Source organism: Streptomyces sp. NPDC126503 (assembly GCF_040302405.1).
In the GTDB taxonomy this organism is placed as follows: Bacteria; Actinomycetota; Actinomycetes; order Streptomycetales; family Streptomycetaceae; genus Streptomyces; species Streptomyces gulbargensis.
The window spans coordinates 81,192-99,391 of sequence record NZ_JBEORS010000008.1; the positions used below are offsets into that span (position 1 = coordinate 81,192).

Sequence of the window (18,200 nt, forward strand, 5' to 3'; positions counted from 1 at the left end):
ATGGCTAAGAACATCAAGGGCATCCTGGGCGAGAAGCTCGGCATGACGCAGGTCTGGGACGAGAACAACCGGGTCGTCCCGGTGACCGTCGTCAAGGCCGGCCCGAATGTCGTGACCCAGGTGCGTACGAACGACACCGACGGCTACGAGTCGGTCCAGATCGCCTTCGGCGAGATCGACCCGCGCAAGGTGAACAAGCCCCTCAAGGGCCACTTCGCCAAGGCGGACGTCACCCCGCGCCGTCACCTCGTCGAGATCCGTACCGCTGACGCCAGCGAGTACACCCTCGGCCAGGAGATCACCGCCGAGGTCTTCGAGGCGGGCATCAAGGTCGACGTGACCGGCAAGAGCAAGGGCAAGGGCTTCGCCGGTGCCATGAAGCGGCACAACTTCCGCGGTGGCAAGGCCTCCCACGGTGCCCACCGAGTGCACCGCAAGCCCGGTTCGATCGGTGGCTGCGCCACCCCGGGCCGTGTCTTCAAGGGCATGCGCATGGCCGGCCGCATGGGCAACGAGCGCGTGACCACCCAGAACCTGACCGTTCACGCCGTTGACGCGGAGAAGGGCCTGCTGCTCATCAAGGGCGCGGTTCCTGGTCCGAACGGCGGCCTCGTCCTGGTCCGCACCGCGGCCAAGGGGGCCTGAGGATATGAGCACCATTGACATTCTGTCGCCCTCCGGCGACAAGACCGGGACCGTCGAGCTCCCGGCCGAGATCTTCGAGGCCAAGGTCAGCATCCCGCTGATCCACCAGGTCGTCGTCGCGCAGCTGGCCGCCGCCCGTCAGGGCACGCACAAGGTCAAGACGCGTGGCGAGGTCCGTGGTGGTGGCAAGAAGCCGTACCGCCAGAAGGGCACCGGCCGCGCCCGTCAGGGTTCGACCCGCGCCCCGCAGTTCGCCGGTGGTGGCGTCGTGCACGGGCCCGTGCCGCGTGACTACTCGCAGCGGACCCCCAAGAAGATGAAGGCCGCCGCCCTCCGCGGTGCCCTCTCCGACCGGGCGAACCACTCCCGCATCCACGTCGTCTCCGGCGTGGTCGAGGGTGACGTCTCCACCAAGGCCGCCAAGACGCTGTTCGGCAAGATCTCGGAGCGCAAGAACCTGCTCCTGGTCGCCGAGCGCTCCGACGAGGCCGCGTGGCTGTCCGCCCGCAACCTGCCCCAGGTCCACATCCTGGAGCCGGGCCAGCTGAACACGTACGACGTGATGCGATCCGACGACGTGGTCTTCACCCAGGCCGCCCTCGAGTCCTTCGTGTCTGGCGCCCCGAAGTCGCAGGCTGCTGACACCGAAGGGAGCGAGGCCTGATGTCCGAGGCCACGATCACCAGCAAGACCTTCACGGACCCGCGTGACGTCCTCGTCAAGCCGGTTGTCTCCGAGAAGAGCTACGCGCTGCTCGACGAGAACAAGTACACGTTCATCGTCGCGCCCGGCGCCAACAAGACCCAGATCAAGCAGGCCGTCGAGGCGGTCTTCTCGGTCAAGGTCACCTCGGTCAACACGATCAACCGTCAGGGCAAGCGCAAGCGCACCCGCACCGGTTTCGGCAAGCGCGCCAACACCAAGCGCGCCATCGTGACCCTTGCCGAGGGCAACCGTATCGACATCTTCGGCGGCCCGACCGCCTGACGGCGGTCGAGTCGTCCGGAATCGGACGAGGACTGAGAAATGGGAATCCGCAAGTACAAGCCGACTACGCCGGGCCGCCGTGGCTCCTCCGTAGCCGACTTCGTCGAGATCACGCGGTCCACGCCGGAGAAGTCGCTGGTCCGCCCCCTGCACAGCAAGGGCGGCCGTAACAACACCGGTCGTGTGACCGTCCGTCACCAGGGCGGTGGCCACAAGCGCGCCTACCGCGTGATCGACTTCCGTCGTCACGACAAGGACGGCGTGCCGGCCAAGGTCGCTCACATCGAGTACGACCCCAACCGCACCGCGCGCATCGCTCTGCTGCACTACGCGGACGGCGAGAAGCGCTACATCATCGCCCCGCGTGGCCTCGCGCAGGGTGACCGGGTGGAGAACGGCCCTGGCGCCGACATCAAGCCCGGCAACAACCTGGCCCTCCGTAACATCCCGGTCGGTACCACGATCCACGCGATCGAGCTCCGTCCCGGCGGTGGCGCCAAGTTCGCCCGCTCCGCGGGTGCCTCCGTGCAGCTGCTGGCGAAGGAGGGCACCATGGCCCACCTCCGCATGCCCTCCGGTGAGATCCGTCTCGTCGACGCCCGCTGCCGCGCCACCATCGGCGAGGTCGGCAACGCCGAGCAGTCGAACATCAACTGGGGCAAGGCCGGCCGCAAGCGCTGGCTGGGCGTTCGCCCGACCGTTCGCGGTGTGGCGATGAACCCGGTCGACCACCCGCACGGTGGTGGTGAGGGCAAGACCTCCGGTGGTCGCCACCCGGTCTCCCCGTGGGGTCAGAAGGAGGGTCGTACTCGTTCGCCGAAGAAGGCTTCGAACAAGTACATCGTCCGCCGCCGCAAGACGAACAAGAAGCGCTAGGAGCGGGTTTAGATGCCGCGCAGTCTCAAGAAGGGACCCTTCGTCGACGACCACCTCATCAAGAAGGTGGACGCTCAGAACGAAGCCGGAACCAAGAACGTCATCAAGACCTGGTCCCGTCGCTCCATGATCGTGCCGGCCATGCTGGGCCACACGCTCGCGGTGCACAACGGCAAGACCCACATCCCGGTGTTCGTCACCGAGTCGATGGTCGGCCACAAGCTCGGCGAGTTCTCGCCGACGCGCACCTTCCGGGGCCACGTCAAGGAAGACCGGAAGTCGAAGCGCCGCTAGTAGCGGATCGCATTCAGACACGTAAGTAACTGAAGGGACAACCATGGAAGCCAGGGCCCAGGCGCGGTACATCCGCGTCACGCCCATGAAGGCCCGCCGCGTGGTGGACCTCATCCGTGGCATGGACGCCACGGAGGCCCAGGCGGTCCTGCGATTCGCTCCGCAGGCCGCCTCCGTGCCGGTCGGCAAGGTGCTCGACAGCGCCATTGCCAACGCCGCGCACAACTACGACCACACGGACGCCTCTTCGCTGTTCATCAGCGAGGCGTACGTCGACGAGGGCCCGACCCTGAAGCGGTTCCGTCCGCGTGCTCAGGGCCGTGCCTACCGGATCCGCAAGCGGACCAGCCACATCACCGTGGTCGTCAGCAGCAAGGAAGGAACCCGGTAATGGGCCAGAAGGTTAACCCGCATGGGTTCCGGCTCGGCATCACCACGGACTTCAAGTCCCGCTGGTACGCCGACAAGCTGTACAAGGACTACGTCAAGGAAGACGTCGCCATCCGTCGGATGATGACGTCCGGCATGGAGCGCGCCGGCATCTCGAAGGTGGAGATCGAGCGCACCCGTGACCGCGTCCGCGTGGACATCCACACCGCCCGTCCGGGCATCGTGATCGGCCGCCGTGGCGCCGAGGCCGACCGCATCCGCGGTGACCTCGAGAAGCTCACGGGCAAGCAGGTCCAGCTGAACATCCTCGAGGTCAAGAACCCCGAGGTCGACGCTCAGCTCGTGGCCCAGGCCGTGGCCGAGCAGCTGTCCTCCCGCGTCTCCTTCCGTCGGGCCATGCGCAAGAGCATGCAGTCCGCCATGAAGGCCGGCGCCAAGGGCATCAAGATCCAGTGCGGTGGCCGTCTCGGCGGCGCCGAGATGTCCCGCTCGGAGTTCTACCGCGAGGGCCGTGTGCCGCTGCACACGCTCCGCGCGAACGTCGAGTACGGCTTCTTCGAGGCCAAGACGACCTTCGGCCGCATCGGCGTGAAGGTCTGGATCTACAAGGGCGACGTCAAGAACATCGCCGAGGTCCGCGCCGAGAACGCCGCTGCCCGCGCCGGCAACCGCCCGGCCCGTGGTGGCGCTGACCGCCCGGCCGGCCGTGGTGGCCGCGGTGGCGAGCGTGGCGGTCGCGGTCGCAAGCCGCAGCAGGCTGCTGCTGCCGAGGCCCCCAAGGCCGAGGCCGCCGCCGCCGCTCCGGCTGAGAGCACCGGAACGGAGGCCTGACCGAAATGCTGATCCCCCGTAGGGTCAAGCACCGCAAGCAGCACCACCCGAAGCGCAGCGGTATGTCCAAGGGTGGTACGCAGGTTGCGTTCGGCGAGTACGGCATTCAGGCCCTCACTCCGGCGTACGTGACCAACCGCCAGATCGAGGCGGCTCGTATCGCGATGACCCGCCACATCAAGCGTGGCGGCAAGGTCTGGATCAACATCTACCCGGACCGCCCGCTCACGAAGAAGCCTGCCGAGACCCGCATGGGTTCCGGTAAGGGTTCGCCGGAGTGGTGGATCGCGAACGTCAAGCCCGGTCGGGTGATGTTCGAGCTGTCGTACCCGAACGAGAAGATCGCGCGCGAGGCCCTGACCCGTGCGGCCCACAAGCTGCCGATGAAGTGCAAGATCGTTAAGCGCGAGGCAGGTGAGCTGTGATGTCGGCCGGTACCAAGGCGTCCGAGCTGCGCGAGCTGGGCAACGAGGAGCTTGTTGCCAAGCTTCGCGAGGCCAAGGAAGAGCTGTTCAACCTCCGCTTCCAGGCGGCGACCGGGCAGCTCGAGAACCACGGTCGGCTCAAGTCCGTCCGTAAGGACATCGCCCGGATCTACACCCTGATGCGCGAGCGCGAGCTGGGCATCGAGACGGTGGAGAACGCCTGATGAGCGAGAACAACGTGACTGAGACTGACAACAAGAGCGGCTCGCGCAACGCCCGCAAGGTGCGTGAGGGCCTCGTCGTCAGCGACAAGATGGACAAGACCGTCGTCGTCGCTGTCGAGGACCGCGTCAAGCACGCGCTGTACGGCAAGGTCATCCGCCGTACGAACAAGCTCAAGGCTCACGACGAGCAGAACCAGGCCGGCATCGGCGACCGCGTCCTCCTCATGGAGACCCGGAAGCTGTCTGCCACGAAGCACTGGCGCGTCGTCGAGATCCTCGAGAAGGCCAAGTAATCCCTCCTAGGGGGATTCCCTAGGAATCGTTCCGCCAGGCTCGGCAGGGGCACGACCTCCCCGGAGGCTGCCCCTGCCGGGAACCGGCAGACAATCAGGAGATAGACGTGATCCAGCAGGAGTCGCGACTTCGCGTCGCCGACAACACTGGTGCCAAGGAGATCCTTTGCATCCGTGTTCTCGGTGGCTCGGGTCGCCGCTACGCGGGCATCGGTGACGTCATTGTCGCCACCGTCAAGGACGCGATCCCCGGTGGCAACGTGAAGAAGGGTGACGTCGTCAAGGCGGTCATCGTTCGCACCGTCAAGGAGCGCCGCCGCCAGGACGGCTCGTACATCCGCTTCGACGAGAACGCCGCCGTCATTCTGAAGAACGACGGCGACCCTCGCGGCACCCGTATCTTCGGCCCCGTCGGCCGTGAGCTGCGCGAGAAGAAGTTCATGAAGATCATCTCGCTCGCGCCGGAGGTGCTGTAAGCATGAAGATCAAGAAGGGCGACCTGGTCCAGGTCATCACCGGTAAGGACAAGGGCAAGCAGGGCAAGGTCATCGCGGCCTTCCCCGCCGAGTCCCGCGTCCTCGTCGAGGGTGTCAACCGGGTCAAGAAGCACACCAAGGCCGGCCCGAACCAGGCCGGCGGCATCGTGACGACCGAGGCTCCGGTCCACGTCTCCAACGTCCAGCTGGTCGTGGAGAAGGACGGCAAGAAGGTCGTCACGCGTGTCGGTTACCGCTTCGACGACGAGGGCAACAAGATCCGCGTTGCCAAGCGGACGGGTGAGGACATCTGATGGCTACCACCACTCCGCGTCTCAAGACGAAGTACCGCGAGGAGATCGCGGGCAAGCTGCGTGAGGAGTTCTCGTACGAGAACGTCATGCAGATTCCCGGCCTCGTGAAGATCGTGGTCAACATGGGTGTCGGCGACGCCGCCCGTGACTCGAAGCTGATCGAGGGCGCCATCCGCGACCTCACCACGATCACCGGTCAGAAGCCGGCCGTCACCAAGGCCCGCAAGTCCATCGCGCAGTTCAAGCTGCGCGAGGGTCAGCCGATCGGTGCGCACGTCACCCTCCGTGGCGACCGCATGTGGGAGTTCCTGGACCGCACCCTGTCGCTCGCGCTTCCGCGCATCCGCGACTTCCGTGGTCTGTCCCCCAAGCAGTTCGACGGCCGGGGCAACTACACCTTCGGTCTCACGGAGCAGGTCATGTTCCACGAGATCGACCAGGACAAGATCGACCGTGTCCGGGGTATGGACATCACCGTGGTCACCACGGCGACCAATGACGACGAGGGCCGTGCCCTTCTGCGTCACCTCGGCTTCCCGTTCAAGGAGGCGTAAGCGAGATGGCGAAGAAGGCTCTCATCGCGAAGGCTGCCCGCAAGCCCAAGTTCGGTGTGCGTGCGTACACCCGCTGCCAGCGCTGCGGTCGTCCCCACTCCGTGTACCGCAAGTTCGGCCTGTGCCGCGTCTGCCTTCGTGAGATGGCTCACCGTGGCGAGCTGCCGGGCGTGACCAAGAGCTCCTGGTAATCCCCTACTTGGGATAACCGGAGTCTCTCGGTAAGGATTGGGTCGGCGGAGGCCCACCCCCTGATGGCTTAGGCTTGTGGGGTTGGGCGTCCGCCGCCCGTACGACTTACTACGCCGTAGGTCCCCGCGCCGCACCCGTCCCGCCCCTGTGTGGGGAGAGGGATGGCGCACTGGAAACCCCGGCGAGAGAGGCCGAAGGCCAATTCATGACCATGACTGATCCGATCGCAGACATGCTCACGCGTCTGCGTAACGCGAACTCGGCGTACCACGACTCCGTGACGATGCCGCACAGCAAGATCAAGTCTCACATCGCGGAAATCCTCCAGCAGGAGGGCTTCATCACGGGCTGGAAGGTCGAGGACGCCGAGGTCGGCAAGAACCTCGTTCTCGAGCTCAAGTTCGGTCCGAACCGTGAGCGCTCCATCGCGGGCATCAAGCGGATCTCGAAGCCGGGCCTCCGGGTTTACGCGAAGTCCACCAACCTGCCGAAGGTCCTCGGCGGCCTGGGCGTGGCGATCATCTCCACGTCCCACGGTCTCCTGACCGGCCAGCAGGCTCAGAAGAAGGGCGTGGGTGGGGAAGTCCTCGCCTACGTCTGGTAGTCGGGAACGGAGGAAAAGCCAATGTCGCGTATCGGCAAGCTCCCCATCACGGTTCCCGCCGGCGTGGACGTCACCATCGAGGGCCGCACGGTCACGGTCAAGGGTTCCAAGGGCACCCTGACCCACACCGTCGCCGCGCCGATCGAGATCGTGAAGGGTGAGGACGGCGTTCTCAACGTCACCCGCCCCAACGACGAGCGTCAGAACAAGGCCCTGCACGGCCTGTCCCGCACGCTGGTGGCCAACATGATCACCGGTGTGACCCAGGGGTACACGAAGGCGCTCGAGATCAGCGGTGTCGGTTACCGCGTCGCCGCGAAGGGCTCCAACCTGGAGTTCCAGCTCGGTTACAGCCACCCGATCCTGGTGGAGGCCCCCGAGGGCATCTCCTTCAAGGTCGAGTCGCCGACCAAGTTCTCGGTCGAGGGCATCGACAAGCAGAAGGTCGGCGAGGTCGCCGCGAACATCCGCAAGCTTCGTAAGCCCGACCCGTACAAGGCCAAGGGCGTGAAGTACGCGGGCGAGGTCATCCGCCGCAAGGTCGGAAAGGCTGGTAAGTAAGCCATGGCATACGGCGTGAAGATTGCCAAGGGCAAGGCCTACAAGGGCGCTGCTCTGAAGCGTCGCCACATCCGCATCCGCAAGAAGGTCTCGGGAACGGCAGAGCGTCCGCGCCTCGTCGTCACCCGGTCCAACCGCGGCATCACCGCTCAGGTCATCGACGACCTCAAGGGTCACACCCTGGCGTCGGCGTCCACCCTGGACGCGTCCATCCGCGGCGGCGAAGGCGACAAGTCGGCGAAGGCGAAGCAGGTCGGCCAGCTCGTGGCCGAGCGTGCCAAGGCCGCCGGCGTCGAGGCTGTCGTGTTCGACCGTGGCGGCAACCAGTACGCCGGGCGCATCGCCGCCCTGGCGGACGCCGCCCGCGAAGCCGGCCTGAAGTTCTGAGCCGGTTCCGTAGCTCAGCGGAAAACGAAGAGAGGTAATTCCAATGGCTGGACCCCAGCGCCGCGGAAGCGGTGCCGGTGGCGGCGAGCGGCGGGACCGGAAGGGCCGTGACGGCGGCGCAGCTGCCGCCGAGAAGACCGCTTATGTTGAGCGCGTTGTCGCGATCAACCGTGTCGCCAAGGTTGTGAAGGGTGGTCGTCGCTTCAGCTTCACCGCGCTGGTCGTGGTGGGCGACGGTGACGGCACCGTGGGTGTCGGTTACGGCAAGGCCAAGGAGGTGCCGGCCGCCATCGCCAAGGGTGTGGAGGAGGCCAAGAAGCACTTCTTCAAGGTCCCCCGTATCCAGGGCACCATCCCGCACCCCATCCAGGGTGAGAAGGCCGCGGGCGTCGTCCTGCTGAAGCCTGCTTCCCCCGGTACCGGTGTGATCGCCGGTGGCCCGGTGCGCGCCGTCCTGGAGTGCGCCGGCGTTCACGACATCCTGTCGAAGTCGCTCGGCTCCGACAACGCGATCAACATCGTGCACGCGACCGTGGCGGCCCTGAAGGGCCTGCAGCGCCCCGAGGAGATCGCGGCCCGCCGTGGTCTGCCGCTCGAGGACGTCGCCCCCGCGGCTCTGCTTCGTGCGCGTGCTGGGGCGGGTGCGTAATGGCCCGCCTCAAGATCACGCAGACGAAGTCGTACATCGGCAGCAAGCAGAACCACCGCGACACCCTGCGTTCCCTTGGTCTCAAGGGCATCAACACGCAGGTCGTCAAGGAGGACCGCCCCGAGTTCCGCGGAATGGTGCACACCGTCCGCCACCTCGTGACGGTCGAGGAGGTCGACTGACATGGCGGAGAACAACCCGCTGAAGGTCCACAACCTCCGTCCCGCCCCGGGCGCCAAGACCGCCAAGACCCGTGTGGGTCGTGGTGAGGCGTCGAAGGGTAAGACGGCCGGTCGTGGTACGAAGGGCACGAAGGCCCGCTACCAGGTTCCGGAGCGCTTCGAGGGTGGCCAGATGCCCCTCCACATGCGTCTCCCGAAGCTGAAGGGCTTCAAGAACCCCTTCCGCACCGAGTACCAGGTCGTGAACCTGGACAAGCTGGCTTCGCTCTACCCGCAGGGTGGCGAGGTCACGGTGGCCGACCTGGTCGCCAAGGGTGCCGTGCGCAAGAACCAGCTCGTCAAGGTCCTGGGCCAGGGCGAGGTCTCCGTGGCGCTGCAGGTGACGGTTGACGCCGTCTCCGGCTCCGCCAAGGAGAAGATCACCGCCGCCGGCGGCACCGTCACCGAGCTCGTCTGAGACGACTCGATGGCCTGATCGAACAAAAGCCTGGCCGCTACCCCTCCGGGGGTGGCGGCCAGGCTTTTTGTTTCCCGGGCCCGGTGCGAATCAGGCGGCGGAGGAGACGGGCCCCGCGCCACGAGGGACCCTCCCACCGGGGTGGAGCCGCCTCCGCCGGTGTACGCCGGTGGTGCTCGGGCCAGGGAGACGCCAAGGGGGGCCGCTCACGCGGACGTGGGCGGCGCCTGCCCGCAGCGGGAAGCGGCCGGCGCGGCGGGGTCCCTCGCGTCAGCAGGCGCCGCTGGTCCGACGGTCTTCCCGGGCCGATGAGGGAGGTCGTCCCGTCCGCTCACCGGCCGCGCACCGGACGAAAGTGGGGACCGCCCCGGTACGCAGCACACCCCGGCGGGGCTCTGCGACCTGATGGAGACATTTCCGCTGGCCTCGGCAGCCGGGTATGGTATCCGCTGTTAGCGTTCCGGGCAGTCTGTGGTAGGTGCACAGAACTGCCTTCTTGTGTACCTGCTCATCATCCATAACTGACCGTTGCCCTCACGCGCGCTACGCGGGGGTCGCAGGAGGCACCGTGCTCACCGCGTTCGCCCGGGCGTTCAAGACGCCCGACCTGCGCAAGAAGCTGCTCTTCACGCTCGGCATCATCGTCCTGTACCGCCTCGGGGCCCACATTCCGGTGCCCGGCGTCAGCTACGAGGCCGTCCAGCAGTGCGTCAAGCAGGCCAGCGAGGGCGACAGCAGCCTGTTCGGCCTGATGCAGATGTTCAGCGGCGGCGCGCTGCTGCAGATCACCATCTTCGCGCTCGGCATCATGCCGTACATCACGGCGAGCATCATTCTGCAGCTGCTGACCGTCGTCATCCCGCGGCTCGAGGCCCTCAAGAAGGAGGGGCAGTCCGGCACGGCCAAGATCACGCAGTACACGCGGTACCTGACGATCGCCCTGGCCGTCCTTCAGGGCACCGGCCTCGTCGCCACCGCCAAGAGCGGTGCGCTGTTCAGCGGCTGCGCCGTGGCCGACCAGGTCGTGCCGAACCCCTCGATCTTCACCATCACCACCATGGTCATCACCATGACCGCCGGTACCGCTCTCGTCATGTGGCTCGGTGAGCTGATCACCGACCGGGGCGTCGGCAACGGCATGTCGATCCTGATGTTCATCTCGATCGCCGCCGGCTTCCCCGGGGCCCTGTGGGCCATCAAGGAGAGCGGCGACATGGCCAACGGCTGGATCGAGTTCGGCATCGTGATCCTCGTGGGCTTCGTGATGGTGGCCCTCGTGGTCTTCGTCGAGCAGGCCCAGCGGCGCATCCCGGTCCAGTACGCGAAGCGCATGATCGGCCGGCGCTCCTACGGCGGTACGTCCACGTACATCCCGCTGAAGGTGAACCAGGCCGGTGTGATTCCTGTCATCTTCGCTTCGTCGCTGCTCTACATCCCGGCCTTGATCGCGCAGTTCTCCAACTCCACCGCGGGCTGGAAGACCTGGATCGAAGCCCACTTCGTCAAGGGTGACCACCCCTACTACATCGCCACGTACTTCCTCCTGATCGTGTTCTTCGCCTTCTTCTACGTGGCGATCTCGTTCAACCCCGAGGAAGTCGCCGACAACATGAAGAAGTATGGTGGCTTCATCCCGGGTATCCGGGCTGGTCGACCTACTGCCGAGTACCTGAGCTACGTGCTCAACCGGATCACTTGGCCGGGCTCGCTGTACTTGGGTCTGATCGCTCTTGTGCCGACGATGGCGTTGGCAGGCTTCGGTGGCGCCAATGCCAACTTCCCCTTCGGCGGGACGAGCATCCTCATCATCGTGGGTGTGGGGCTGGAGACCGTGAAGCAGATCGAGAGCCAGCTCCAGCAGCGCAATTACGAAGGGTTCCTCCGCTGATGCGAATCGTCCTCGTCGGACCGCCCGGGGCCGGCAAGGGTACGCAGGCCGCGTTCCTTGCCAGGAACCTGGACATCCCGCACATCTCCACGGGTGACCTGTTCCGAGCCAACATCTCTCAGGGCACGGAGCTGGGTCTGAAGGCCAAGGCGTTCATGGACGCCGGCGACCTGGTGCCCGACGAGGTGACCATCGGGATGGCCAAGGACCGCATGGAGCAGGCCGACGCCGCCAACGGCTTCCTGCTCGACGGCTTCCCCCGGAACGTGGCCCAGGCCGAGGCTCTGGACGCGGTCCTCAAGGCCGAGGACATGCAGCTGGACGCGGTCCTGGACCTGGAGGTCCCCGAGGACGAGGTCGTGAAGCGGATCGCGGGCCGCCGCATCTGCCGCAACGACTCCTCGCACGTCTTCCACGTGACGTACAACGCCCCGAAGACCGAGGGTGTCTGCGACGTCTGTGGTGGCGAGCTGTTCCAGCGCGACGACGACTCCGAGGAGACCGTCCGCCGGCGCCTGGAGGTCTACCACACGCAGACCGAGCCGATCATCGACTACTACCGGGCGCAGAACCTGGTCGTGACGATCTCGGCGCTCGGCAAGGTGGACGAGGTCACGGCGCGTGCGATGGGCGCGCTGAAGAAGTAACCCACGGTTCGTCCGGTACGGCCGCGGTGCCCCTCGGGGGCGCCGCGGCCGTATCGTTGTTCTGTTACCCCTCAATCGACGGAAAGGCCGCGGCCACGATGGTGCAGATCAAGACCCCCGAGCAGATCGCGAAGATGCGCGAGGCGGGGCTGGTCGTCGCGGCCATCCACGCGGCGACGCGCGAGGCGGCCGTGCCCGGCGCCACCACCCGGGACCTGGACGAGGTCGCGCGGAAGGTGATCGCCGACCACGGGGCGAAGTCGAACTTCCTCGGGTACGGCGGGTTCCCCGCGACGATCTGCACCTCGGTGAACGAGGTCGTCGTCCACGGCATCCCCGACGAGAAGACCGTCCTGAAGGACGGCGACATCATCTCCATCGACTGCGGCGCCATCGTCGACGGCTGGCACGGCGACGCGGCGTACACCGCCTTCGTCGGCACCGGCCACGCCCCGGAGCTGATCGAGCTGTCGCGGGTGACGGAGGAGTCGATGTGGGCCGGCATCGCGGCCATGAAGCCCGGCAACCGGCTGGTCGACATCTCGAAGGCGATCGAGACGTACATCAAGCGCCAGCCGCGCCCCGCGGTCGGTGACCACAGCCTCGGCCGGTACGGGATCATCGAGGACTACGGCGGCCACGGCATCGGCACCGAGATGCACATGGATCCGCACCTGCTGAACTACGTCTCGCGCAAGCGCGGCAAGGGCCCGAAGCTGGTCCCCGGCTTCTGCCTGGCGATCGAGCCGATGGTCTCCCTGGGCACCCCGCGCACGGAGGTCCTGGAGGACGACTGGACGGTCATCACGACCGACGGCACCTGGTCCTCGCACTGGGAGCACAGCGTCGCCCTCACCGAGGAGGGCCCCCTGGTCCTCACCGCGGTCGACGGCGGCAAGGCCAAGCTGGCCGAGCTCGGCGTGACGGCGGCGCCGGACCCCCTCGGATAGCCGTCCCGGATCCGGCGCGGCTTCTTGCGTAAGGATCTTCCGGGGTGGGCAAACTTCCCGGATTCGTCTTTTCCGAAGCGCTGACGTAGACTGATGCGTCGGCTCTCGTGTACCCGTGTGTCCGCACCGGGGATCGGGAGTCGATCAAGGTAGCCGATTCGAAAGGCGAAGCGTGGCCAAGAAGCAAGGTGCCATCGAGATCGAGGGCACCGTGATCGAGTCCCTGCCGAACGCGATGTTCAAGGTGGAGCTCCAGAACGGTCACAAGGTCCTCGCGCACATCTCCGGCAAGATGCGTATGCACTACATCCGTATCCTGCCGGACGACCGGGTCGTCGTGGAGCTGTCTCCCTACGACCTGACGCGTGGCCGGATCGTCTACCGCTACAAGTAGATCTTGCCCGCACCCCGCCTCCGGCGCGGGTGGTGGCACTGACCCGGAGAACCTCACATCCCATGAAGGTCAAGCCGAGCGTCAAGAAGATCTGCGACAAGTGCAAGGTGATCCGCCGTCACGGCCGGGTCATGGTCATCTGCGACAACCTGCGCCACAAGCAGCGCCAGGGCTGACGCACGCCGACCGACCTGCCTTCCGCAGTTCTTCGCGCGACGCGAGCAATACGTACATACGCAGAGCCCGTCCGGCCGTGCACCACGGCTGACGGCACCTCCGGCGGGGGCCGGGGACCCGACCTGTACCTCATACGGCAGTCGGGACCGGTTCTGCGGCAGACCCCCGAGAACACAGGAGCCATTGAATGGCACGCGTTTCCGGTGTTGACATCCCGCGCGAAAAGCGTGTGGTGGTCGCACTCACCTACGTCTTCGGTATCGGGCGCACCCGGTCCGAGGAGATCCTCGCCGCCACTGGCGTGAACCCGTCCACCCGTGTCCGCGACCTTGCCGAGGAAGACCTCGTCAAGATCCGCGAGTACGTGGACGCCAACCTCCAGACCGAGGGTGACCTCCGCCGCGAGATCGCGGCCGACATCCGCCGCAAGGTCGAGATCGGCTGCTACCAGGGTCTGCGCCACCGTCGTGGCCTGCCCGTCCGCGGTCAGCGCACCAGCACGAACGCTCGTACCCGCAAGGGCCCGCGTCGCGCCATCGCCGGCAAGAAGAAGCCGGGCAAGAAGTAGTCCTCAGCGGACTTGACCACGGTCTTCGCTGTAGGACCGACCACCTCCCGTAGGAGTTATAGATGCCCCCCAAGGGTCGTCAGGGCGCTGCCAAGAAGGTGCGCCGCAAGGAAAAGAAGAACGTCGCTCACGGCCACGCGCACATCAAGAGCACGTTCAACAACACGATCGTCTCCATCACGGACCCCTCGGGCAACGTGATCTCCTGGGCCTCCGCCGGCCACGTCGGCTTCAAGGGCTCGCGCAAGTCCACCCCCTTCGCCGCGCAGATGGCCGCCGAGTCGGCCGCCCGCCGCGCGCAGGAGCACGGCATGCGCAAGGTCGACGTCTTCGTCAAGGGTCCCGGCTCCGGCCGTGAGACCGCGATCCGCTCCCTCCAGGCCACCGGCCTCGAGGTCGGCTCGATCCAGGACGTCACCCCCACGCCGCACAACGGCTGCCGTCCCCCCAAGCGCCGCCGCGTCTGACGCGCCGCCTGCTTGACCTGGGTTTTCCGGGCGGTGCGCCCCCTCGCGGGGCGTGCCGCCCGTACCCTTGCAGTACGCAGTACGCAGCGCCGCGGCAGTACCTGCCGCACCCCGTCGGGCGTCAAATAGTGGGCGTCCACGACTGAAGGAACACACATGCTTATCGCTCAGCGTCCGTCGCTGACCGAAGAGGTCGTCGACGAGTTCCGCTCCCGGTTCGTGATCGAGCCGCTGGAGCCGGGCTTCGGATACACCCTCGGCAACAGCCTCCGCCGTACCCTCCTCTCCTCGATCCCGGGTGCCGCTGTCACCAGCATCCGCATCGACGGTGTCCTGCACGAGTTCACCACCGTGCCGGGCGTCAAGGAGGACGTCACCGACCTCATCCTCAACATCAAGCAGCTGGTCGTCTCCTCGGAGCACGACGAGCCGGTCGTGATGTACCTGCGCAAGCAGGGCCCGGGCCTGGTCACCGCCGCCGACATCGCGCCCCCGGCCGGTGTCGAGGTGCACAACCCCGACCTCGTCCTCGCCACGCTCAACGGCAAGGGCAAGCTGGAGATGGAGCTGACCGTCGAGCGCGGTCGCGGCTACGTCTCCGCCGTCCAGAACAAGCAGGTGGGCCAGGAGATCGGCCGTATCCCGGTCGACTCCATCTACTCGCCCGTCCTCAAGGTCACCTACAAGGTCGAGGCGACCCGAGTCGAGCAGCGCACCGACTTCGACAAGCTCATCGTCGACGTCGAGACCAAGCAGGCCATGCGCCCGCGCGACGCCATGGCGTCCGCCGGCAAGACCCTGGTCGAGCTGTTCGGTCTCGCCCGCGAGCTGAACATCGACGCCGAGGGCATCGACATGGGCCCGTCCCCGACGGACGCCGCCCTCGCCGCCGACCTGGCGCTGCCGATCGAGGAGCTGGAGCTCACGGTCCGCTCCTACAACTGCCTCAAGCGTGAGGGCATCCACTCCGTGGGTGAGCTCGTGGCGCGCTCCGAGGCCGACCTGCTCGACATCCGCAACTTCGGTGCGAAGTCGATCGACGAGGTCAAGGCGAAGCTGGCCGGCATGGGCCTGGCCCTCAAGGACAGCCCGCCCGGATTCGACCCGACCGCCGCCGCCGACGCCTTCGGCGCCGACGACGACGCGGACGCGGGCTTCGTCGAGACCGAGCAGTACTAAGGGCTCGGGCCTTCGGGTCCGTACTCGGGTGCGGGCGGGTTGTGCTCGACCGCGCAGTTCCCCGCACCCTTCCCGGGGCGCACGCCCCGGTCTCCGACAGGTAACCGCCTGCTCGGATACTGACACCGGTACCTCATACGGCCGGTGCAGATCACAAGGAGAAACACCATGCCGCGTCCCGCCAAGGGTGCCCGTCTCGGCGGCTCCGCCGCGCACGAGAAGCTGCTCCTCGCCAACCTGGCGAAGTCGCTCTTCGAGCACGGCCGCATCACGACGACCGAGGCCAAGGCCCGCCGCCTGCGTCCGGTCGCCGAGCGCCTGATCACCAAGGCGAAGAAGGGCGACATCCACAACCGTCGCCTGGTGCTGCAGACGATCACCGACAAGGGCATCGTCCACACCCTCTTCACCGAGATCGCGCCGCGCTACGCGGAGCGTCCGGGTGGCTACACCCGCATCACCAAGATCGGCAACCGTCGTGGCGACAACGCCCCGATGGCCGTGATCGAGCTGGTCGAGGGCGAGATCGCCAAGAAGGCCACCGTCGCCGAGGCCGAGGCCGCCACCAAGCGCGCCGTCAAGGAGGCCGACGAGGCCCCCAAGGCCGAGGAGACCAAGGCCGACGACGCCGCCGAGGCGCCGGCCGAGGAGTCGAAGGACGCCTGAGCGTTCTGAGAGCCTTCGCGAGCGGGCCCGTACCCCTGAGGGGTGCGGGCCCGCTCCGTCGCGTCTGAGAGGATTCACGACGTGAGTGATGACGTGCAGCCCGGGTTCGTACGGGTACGGCTGGACCTTTCGTACGACGGTCGGGAGTTCTCCGGCTGGGCCAAGCAGGCCCGCGGGCAGCGGACCGTGCAGGGCGAGATCGAGGACGCCCTGCGGACGGTGACCCGGGCCAAGGAGACGTACGAGCTGACGGTGGCCGGCCGGACCGACGCGGGGGTGCACGCCCGTGGGCAGGTCGCCCACGTCGACCTCCCCGTCGAGCTGTGGGAGGAGCACCGGGAGAAGCTGCTGCGGCGGCTCGCCGGGCGCCTCTCGCACGATGTGCGGATCTGGTCCGTGGCCGAGGCCCCGGAGGGCTTCAACGCCCGGTTCTCCGCGATCTGGCGCCGCTACGCCTACCGCGTCACCGACAACCCCGGCGGCGTCGACCCGCTGCTGCGCGGACACGTCCTGTGGCACGACTGGGCCCTCGACATGGACGCCATGAACGAGGCGGCCACCGCCCTCGTCGGCGAGCACGACTTCGCCGCGTACTGCAAGAAGCGCGAGGGCGCCACCACCATCCGCACCCTGCAGGAGCTGCGCTGGGAGCGGCGCCCCGACGGCATCCTCGAAGCGACCGTGAAGGCCGACGCCTTCTGCCACAACATGGTCCGCTCGCTCGTCGGCGCGCTCCTCTTCGTCGGCGACGGGCACCGGCCGGTGGAATGGCCCGGCAAGGTGCTGGCCGCCGGCGTGCGGGACTCGGCCGTGCACGTCGTCCGGCCGCACGGCCTCACCCTCGAAGAGGTCGGCTATCCGGCGGACGACCAGCTCGCCGCCCGGAACCGGGAGGCCCGCAACAAGCGGTCACTCCCCGGGGGCGCCGGCTGCTGCTGAGGCCTGCGCCCGGCCGCGGGCGTAGATCTGGTTGAAGGCGAAGGTGCCCAGGTCGGTGCTGACCCGGTAGATCGGCTGGTCGGCCGTGGTGACCTTCTTGCCGTTCGTGAAGCCGGCCTGGGTGAAGTACGCGTAGCGGCCCAAGGAGTTCGAGCGGCGCAGGCACACCGTGGCGCGGCAGAACTCCTTCACGCCCGCGCCCGCCAGCGGGGCGACGCCGCCCTTGGCCTGCTTCACCTTGAGGGCCGCGGCCTCCGAGGGGAGGACGGCCACGCCGACGGTGACCGCCACGCCGTCCTGGACGTAGGTGGCGCGCAGGACGCGCAGGCAGCCGTTGTCCTTGAGGACGGCGGCGAGCGCGCCCTGGGCGACCGCCGCGCAGTTCGTGGTCGAGGAGGTCGCGCCCTTGGTGTACGGGCGGCCGTTCATGGTGAGCTTCTTGCCCGGGAAGAGGCCTTCGGCGCTGATCGGGGCCGTGTCCTTCTTCGGGTCGGTGATGTAGTCCTTCGGGTTCGGCGGGGGCGGCGGCGCCACGGAGGAGAAGGTCGGCTCGGGCGTCGGGGAGCCGGTGGGGGGCACGGAGACGGTCGGGACCCCGCCGTTCTTGGCCTCGTCGTTCTTCTTGTTCGTGGTGACGACGGCGGTGGCGACGATCGCTCCGACCGCCAGCGTGGCCACGATCCCGCCGCCGATCATCAGCCGCCGCCTGCGCCGGCCACGGGCGGCCGAGGCCTCGGCGAGCGCGCTCCAGTCGGGGGCGTCACCGCCCTGCGCGCCCAGGGGGTTCGGCGGCTGCTGCCGCTGTTCCCAGGGCGGCGGCTGCTGCCCGTAACCGCCCTGCTGCCCGTACCCCTGCGCCGGCGGCTGCCCGTACCCCTGCTGACCCGGTTGCGGCGGCTGCTGACCCGGCTGCTGCGGCTCGTGCGGCCACTGCGGTCCCCCAAAGCTCATGCCGCGCATCCTAAACCGGTTGGGGAAGGCGGC

The 18,200-nt window shown here is 67.4% G+C and carries 31 protein-coding genes; 30 read left to right on the top strand and 1 reads right to left on the bottom strand.

Annotated features, from left to right (window positions below):
• The 30 genes from rplC (at position 1) to truA (ending at position 17,216) form a co-directional block, all read left to right on the top strand.
• A complete protein-coding gene (gene rplC / locus ABTY40_RS13185) occupies positions 1–645 on the top strand; it encodes a 50S ribosomal protein L3 (protein WP_309056773.1) in 645 nt (214 codons plus the stop codon).
• Positions 646–649: 4 nt separating this feature from the next.
• Positions 650–1,309: a 50S ribosomal protein L4 gene (gene rplD, locus ABTY40_RS13190; protein WP_352059609.1), complete on the top strand. Its 660-nt coding sequence runs from the start codon at positions 650–652 to the stop codon at positions 1,307–1,309.
• On the top strand, positions 1,309–1,632 hold the full coding sequence (gene rplW / locus ABTY40_RS13195; RefSeq protein WP_309056775.1) for a 50S ribosomal protein L23: 324 nt from the start codon (positions 1,309–1,311) through the stop codon (positions 1,630–1,632). The genes rplD and rplW overlap by 1 nt, the downstream gene beginning before the upstream one ends.
• Before the next feature lie 39 nt (positions 1,633–1,671).
• Positions 1,672–2,508 (top strand): 50S ribosomal protein L2, encoded by an 837-nt coding sequence (rplB, locus tag ABTY40_RS13200; protein WP_137993935.1) that lies wholly within the window; start codon positions 1,672–1,674, stop codon positions 2,506–2,508.
• A 12-nt stretch (positions 2,509–2,520) separates the two neighbouring features.
• The gene (gene rpsS, locus ABTY40_RS13205) at positions 2,521–2,802 is read left to right on the top strand and encodes a 30S ribosomal protein S19 (RefSeq protein ID WP_023547380.1); all 282 of its coding nucleotides are present in this window, start codon (positions 2,521–2,523) and stop codon (positions 2,800–2,802) included.
• A 43-nt stretch (positions 2,803–2,845) separates the two neighbouring features.
• Positions 2,846–3,193, top strand: coding sequence for a 50S ribosomal protein L22 (gene rplV / locus ABTY40_RS13210; protein WP_009327087.1), 348 nt, complete (start codon positions 2,846–2,848; stop codon positions 3,191–3,193).
• A complete protein-coding gene (rpsC, locus tag ABTY40_RS13215) occupies positions 3,193–4,023 on the top strand; it encodes a 30S ribosomal protein S3 (RefSeq protein ID WP_019888753.1) in 831 nt (276 codons plus the stop codon). Before rplV ends, rpsC begins: the two co-directional genes overlap by 1 nt.
• Positions 4,024–4,028: 5 nt before the next feature.
• Positions 4,029–4,448 carry a 50S ribosomal protein L16 gene (rplP, locus tag ABTY40_RS13220; RefSeq protein WP_015035580.1) on the top strand — a complete coding sequence of 140 codons (420 nt, stop codon included), beginning with the start codon at positions 4,029–4,031 and terminating at the stop codon, positions 4,446–4,448.
• Positions 4,448–4,672, top strand: coding sequence for a 50S ribosomal protein L29 (rpmC, locus tag ABTY40_RS13225; RefSeq protein WP_128985131.1), 225 nt, complete (start codon positions 4,448–4,450; stop codon positions 4,670–4,672). The genes rplP and rpmC overlap by 1 nt, the downstream gene beginning before the upstream one ends.
• A complete protein-coding gene (gene rpsQ, locus ABTY40_RS13230; protein WP_345278544.1) occupies positions 4,672–4,965 on the top strand; it encodes a 30S ribosomal protein S17 in 294 nt (97 codons plus the stop codon). The genes rpmC and rpsQ overlap by 1 nt, the downstream gene beginning before the upstream one ends.
• Positions 4,966–5,072: 107 nt before the next feature.
• Entirely contained in the window at positions 5,073–5,441 is a 369-nt protein-coding gene (gene rplN, locus ABTY40_RS13235) for a 50S ribosomal protein L14 (protein WP_003956455.1), read from the top strand.
• A 2-nt stretch (positions 5,442–5,443) separates the two neighbouring features.
• Positions 5,444–5,755 carry a 50S ribosomal protein L24 gene (gene rplX / locus ABTY40_RS13240; protein ID WP_128985129.1) on the top strand — a complete coding sequence of 104 codons (312 nt, stop codon included), beginning with the start codon at positions 5,444–5,446 and terminating at the stop codon, positions 5,753–5,755.
• A complete protein-coding gene (rplE, locus tag ABTY40_RS13245; protein ID WP_345279013.1) occupies positions 5,752–6,309 on the top strand; it encodes a 50S ribosomal protein L5 in 558 nt (185 codons plus the stop codon). The genes rplX and rplE overlap by 4 nt, the downstream gene beginning before the upstream one ends.
• Before the next feature lie 5 nt (positions 6,310–6,314).
• Complete coding sequence (locus ABTY40_RS13250) at positions 6,315–6,500, top strand: type Z 30S ribosomal protein S14 (protein ID WP_003956452.1); 186 nt, start codon at positions 6,315–6,317, stop codon at positions 6,498–6,500.
• 206 nt (positions 6,501–6,706) lie between these two features.
• A complete protein-coding gene (gene rpsH, locus ABTY40_RS13255; RefSeq protein WP_006347222.1) occupies positions 6,707–7,105 on the top strand; it encodes a 30S ribosomal protein S8 in 399 nt (132 codons plus the stop codon).
• A 21-nt stretch (positions 7,106–7,126) separates the two neighbouring features.
• Complete coding sequence (gene rplF / locus ABTY40_RS13260) at positions 7,127–7,666, top strand: 50S ribosomal protein L6 (protein ID WP_031076678.1); 540 nt, start codon at positions 7,127–7,129, stop codon at positions 7,664–7,666.
• A 3-nt stretch (positions 7,667–7,669) separates the two neighbouring features.
• Positions 7,670–8,053 (top strand): 50S ribosomal protein L18, encoded by a 384-nt coding sequence (gene rplR, locus ABTY40_RS13265; RefSeq protein WP_352059610.1) that lies wholly within the window; start codon positions 7,670–7,672, stop codon positions 8,051–8,053.
• A gap of 43 nt (positions 8,054–8,096) precedes the next feature.
• Positions 8,097–8,702 (top strand): 30S ribosomal protein S5, encoded by a 606-nt coding sequence (gene rpsE, locus ABTY40_RS13270; RefSeq protein WP_005313527.1) that lies wholly within the window; start codon positions 8,097–8,099, stop codon positions 8,700–8,702.
• A complete protein-coding gene (gene rpmD, locus ABTY40_RS13275; RefSeq protein ID WP_010473936.1) occupies positions 8,702–8,884 on the top strand; it encodes a 50S ribosomal protein L30 in 183 nt (60 codons plus the stop codon). Before rpsE ends, rpmD begins: the two co-directional genes overlap by 1 nt.
• A gap of 1 nt (position 8,885) precedes the next feature.
• On the top strand, positions 8,886–9,341 hold the full coding sequence (gene rplO, locus ABTY40_RS13280) for a 50S ribosomal protein L15 (protein WP_352059611.1): 456 nt from the start codon (positions 8,886–8,888) through the stop codon (positions 9,339–9,341).
• Positions 9,342–9,909: 568 nt separating this feature from the next.
• Positions 9,910–11,229, top strand: coding sequence for a preprotein translocase subunit SecY (secY, locus tag ABTY40_RS13285; protein WP_345278541.1), 1,320 nt, complete (start codon positions 9,910–9,912; stop codon positions 11,227–11,229).
• Complete coding sequence (locus ABTY40_RS13290; protein ID WP_345278540.1) at positions 11,229–11,876, top strand: adenylate kinase; 648 nt, start codon at positions 11,229–11,231, stop codon at positions 11,874–11,876. The genes secY and ABTY40_RS13290 overlap by 1 nt, the downstream gene beginning before the upstream one ends.
• 98 nt (positions 11,877–11,974) lie before the next feature.
• Positions 11,975–12,826, top strand: a complete 852-nt coding sequence (map, locus tag ABTY40_RS13295) for a type I methionyl aminopeptidase (protein WP_345278539.1) — start codon at positions 11,975–11,977, stop codon at positions 12,824–12,826.
• Positions 12,827–12,998: 172 nt separating this feature from the next.
• Positions 12,999–13,220, top strand: coding sequence for a translation initiation factor IF-1 (infA, locus tag ABTY40_RS13300; protein WP_003956442.1), 222 nt, complete (start codon positions 12,999–13,001; stop codon positions 13,218–13,220).
• A gap of 62 nt (positions 13,221–13,282) precedes the next feature.
• Positions 13,283–13,396 carry a 50S ribosomal protein L36 gene (rpmJ, locus tag ABTY40_RS13305; RefSeq protein WP_003956441.1) on the top strand — a complete coding sequence of 38 codons (114 nt, stop codon included), beginning with the start codon at positions 13,283–13,285 and terminating at the stop codon, positions 13,394–13,396.
• Positions 13,397–13,584: 188 nt separating this feature from the next.
• A complete protein-coding gene (rpsM, locus tag ABTY40_RS13310) occupies positions 13,585–13,965 on the top strand; it encodes a 30S ribosomal protein S13 (protein WP_015035595.1) in 381 nt (126 codons plus the stop codon).
• Positions 13,966–14,027: 62 nt separating this feature from the next.
• Positions 14,028–14,432, top strand: coding sequence for a 30S ribosomal protein S11 (rpsK, locus tag ABTY40_RS13315; protein ID WP_003956432.1), 405 nt, complete (start codon positions 14,028–14,030; stop codon positions 14,430–14,432).
• 156 nt (positions 14,433–14,588) lie between these two features.
• On the top strand, positions 14,589–15,611 hold the full coding sequence (locus tag ABTY40_RS13320; RefSeq protein ID WP_003966937.1) for a DNA-directed RNA polymerase subunit alpha: 1,023 nt from the start codon (positions 14,589–14,591) through the stop codon (positions 15,609–15,611).
• A gap of 168 nt (positions 15,612–15,779) precedes the next feature.
• Positions 15,780–16,277: a 50S ribosomal protein L17 gene (rplQ, locus tag ABTY40_RS13325; RefSeq protein WP_309053760.1), complete on the top strand. Its 498-nt coding sequence runs from the start codon at positions 15,780–15,782 to the stop codon at positions 16,275–16,277.
• Positions 16,278–16,358: 81 nt separating this feature from the next.
• Complete coding sequence (truA, locus tag ABTY40_RS13330) at positions 16,359–17,216, top strand: tRNA pseudouridine(38-40) synthase TruA (protein ID WP_352059612.1); 858 nt, start codon at positions 16,359–16,361, stop codon at positions 17,214–17,216.
• Here the strand turns inward: truA and ABTY40_RS13335 are convergent.
• Positions 17,187–18,167, bottom strand: a complete 981-nt coding sequence (locus tag ABTY40_RS13335; protein WP_352059613.1) for a hypothetical protein — start codon at positions 18,165–18,167, stop codon at positions 17,187–17,189. The genes truA and ABTY40_RS13335 overlap by 30 nt on opposite strands.
• Positions 18,168–18,200 lie beyond the last annotated feature (33 nt).

What these genes read in the sequence shown, in the direction of transcription:
- rplC (WP_309056773.1), top strand. Translation starts at nt 1, where the DNA reads ATGGCTAAGAACATCAAGGGCATCCTGGGCGAGAAGCTCGGCATGACG.
- rplD (WP_352059609.1), top strand. Translation starts at nt 650, where the DNA reads ATGAGCACCATTGACATTCTGTCGCCCTCCGGCGACAAGACCGGGACC.
- rplW (WP_309056775.1), top strand. Translation starts at nt 1,309, where the DNA reads ATGTCCGAGGCCACGATCACCAGCAAGACCTTCACGGACCCGCGTGAC.
- rplB (WP_137993935.1), top strand. Translation starts at nt 1,672, where the DNA reads ATGGGAATCCGCAAGTACAAGCCGACTACGCCGGGCCGCCGTGGCTCC.
- rpsS (WP_023547380.1), top strand. Translation starts at nt 2,521, where the DNA reads ATGCCGCGCAGTCTCAAGAAGGGACCCTTCGTCGACGACCACCTCATC.
- rplV (WP_009327087.1), top strand. Translation starts at nt 2,846, where the DNA reads ATGGAAGCCAGGGCCCAGGCGCGGTACATCCGCGTCACGCCCATGAAG.
- rpsC (WP_019888753.1), top strand. Translation starts at nt 3,193, where the DNA reads ATGGGCCAGAAGGTTAACCCGCATGGGTTCCGGCTCGGCATCACCACG.
- rplP (WP_015035580.1), top strand. Translation starts at nt 4,029, where the DNA reads ATGCTGATCCCCCGTAGGGTCAAGCACCGCAAGCAGCACCACCCGAAG.
- rpmC (WP_128985131.1), top strand. Translation starts at nt 4,448, where the DNA reads ATGTCGGCCGGTACCAAGGCGTCCGAGCTGCGCGAGCTGGGCAACGAG.
- rpsQ (WP_345278544.1), top strand. Translation starts at nt 4,672, where the DNA reads ATGAGCGAGAACAACGTGACTGAGACTGACAACAAGAGCGGCTCGCGC.
- rplX (WP_128985129.1), top strand. Translation starts at nt 5,444, where the DNA reads ATGAAGATCAAGAAGGGCGACCTGGTCCAGGTCATCACCGGTAAGGAC.
- ABTY40_RS13250 (WP_003956452.1), top strand. Translation starts at nt 6,315, where the DNA reads ATGGCGAAGAAGGCTCTCATCGCGAAGGCTGCCCGCAAGCCCAAGTTC.
- rpsH (WP_006347222.1), top strand. Translation starts at nt 6,707, where the DNA reads ATGACCATGACTGATCCGATCGCAGACATGCTCACGCGTCTGCGTAAC.
- rplF (WP_031076678.1), top strand. Translation starts at nt 7,127, where the DNA reads ATGTCGCGTATCGGCAAGCTCCCCATCACGGTTCCCGCCGGCGTGGAC.
- rplR (WP_352059610.1), top strand. Translation starts at nt 7,670, where the DNA reads ATGGCATACGGCGTGAAGATTGCCAAGGGCAAGGCCTACAAGGGCGCT.
- rpsE (WP_005313527.1), top strand. Translation starts at nt 8,097, where the DNA reads ATGGCTGGACCCCAGCGCCGCGGAAGCGGTGCCGGTGGCGGCGAGCGG.
- rpmD (WP_010473936.1), top strand. Translation starts at nt 8,702, where the DNA reads ATGGCCCGCCTCAAGATCACGCAGACGAAGTCGTACATCGGCAGCAAG.
- rplO (WP_352059611.1), top strand. Translation starts at nt 8,886, where the DNA reads ATGGCGGAGAACAACCCGCTGAAGGTCCACAACCTCCGTCCCGCCCCG.
- ABTY40_RS13290 (WP_345278540.1), top strand. Translation starts at nt 11,229, where the DNA reads ATGCGAATCGTCCTCGTCGGACCGCCCGGGGCCGGCAAGGGTACGCAG.
- map (WP_345278539.1), top strand. Translation starts at nt 11,975, where the DNA reads ATGGTGCAGATCAAGACCCCCGAGCAGATCGCGAAGATGCGCGAGGCG.
- rpmJ (WP_003956441.1), top strand. Translation starts at nt 13,283, where the DNA reads ATGAAGGTCAAGCCGAGCGTCAAGAAGATCTGCGACAAGTGCAAGGTG.
- rpsM (WP_015035595.1), top strand. Translation starts at nt 13,585, where the DNA reads ATGGCACGCGTTTCCGGTGTTGACATCCCGCGCGAAAAGCGTGTGGTG.
- rpsK (WP_003956432.1), top strand. Translation starts at nt 14,028, where the DNA reads ATGCCCCCCAAGGGTCGTCAGGGCGCTGCCAAGAAGGTGCGCCGCAAG.
- ABTY40_RS13320 (WP_003966937.1), top strand. Translation starts at nt 14,589, where the DNA reads ATGCTTATCGCTCAGCGTCCGTCGCTGACCGAAGAGGTCGTCGACGAG.
- rplQ (WP_309053760.1), top strand. Translation starts at nt 15,780, where the DNA reads ATGCCGCGTCCCGCCAAGGGTGCCCGTCTCGGCGGCTCCGCCGCGCAC.
- ABTY40_RS13335 (WP_352059613.1), bottom strand. Translation starts at nt 18,167, where the DNA reads ATGAGCTTTGGGGGACCGCAGTGGCCGCACGAGCCGCAGCAGCCGGGT.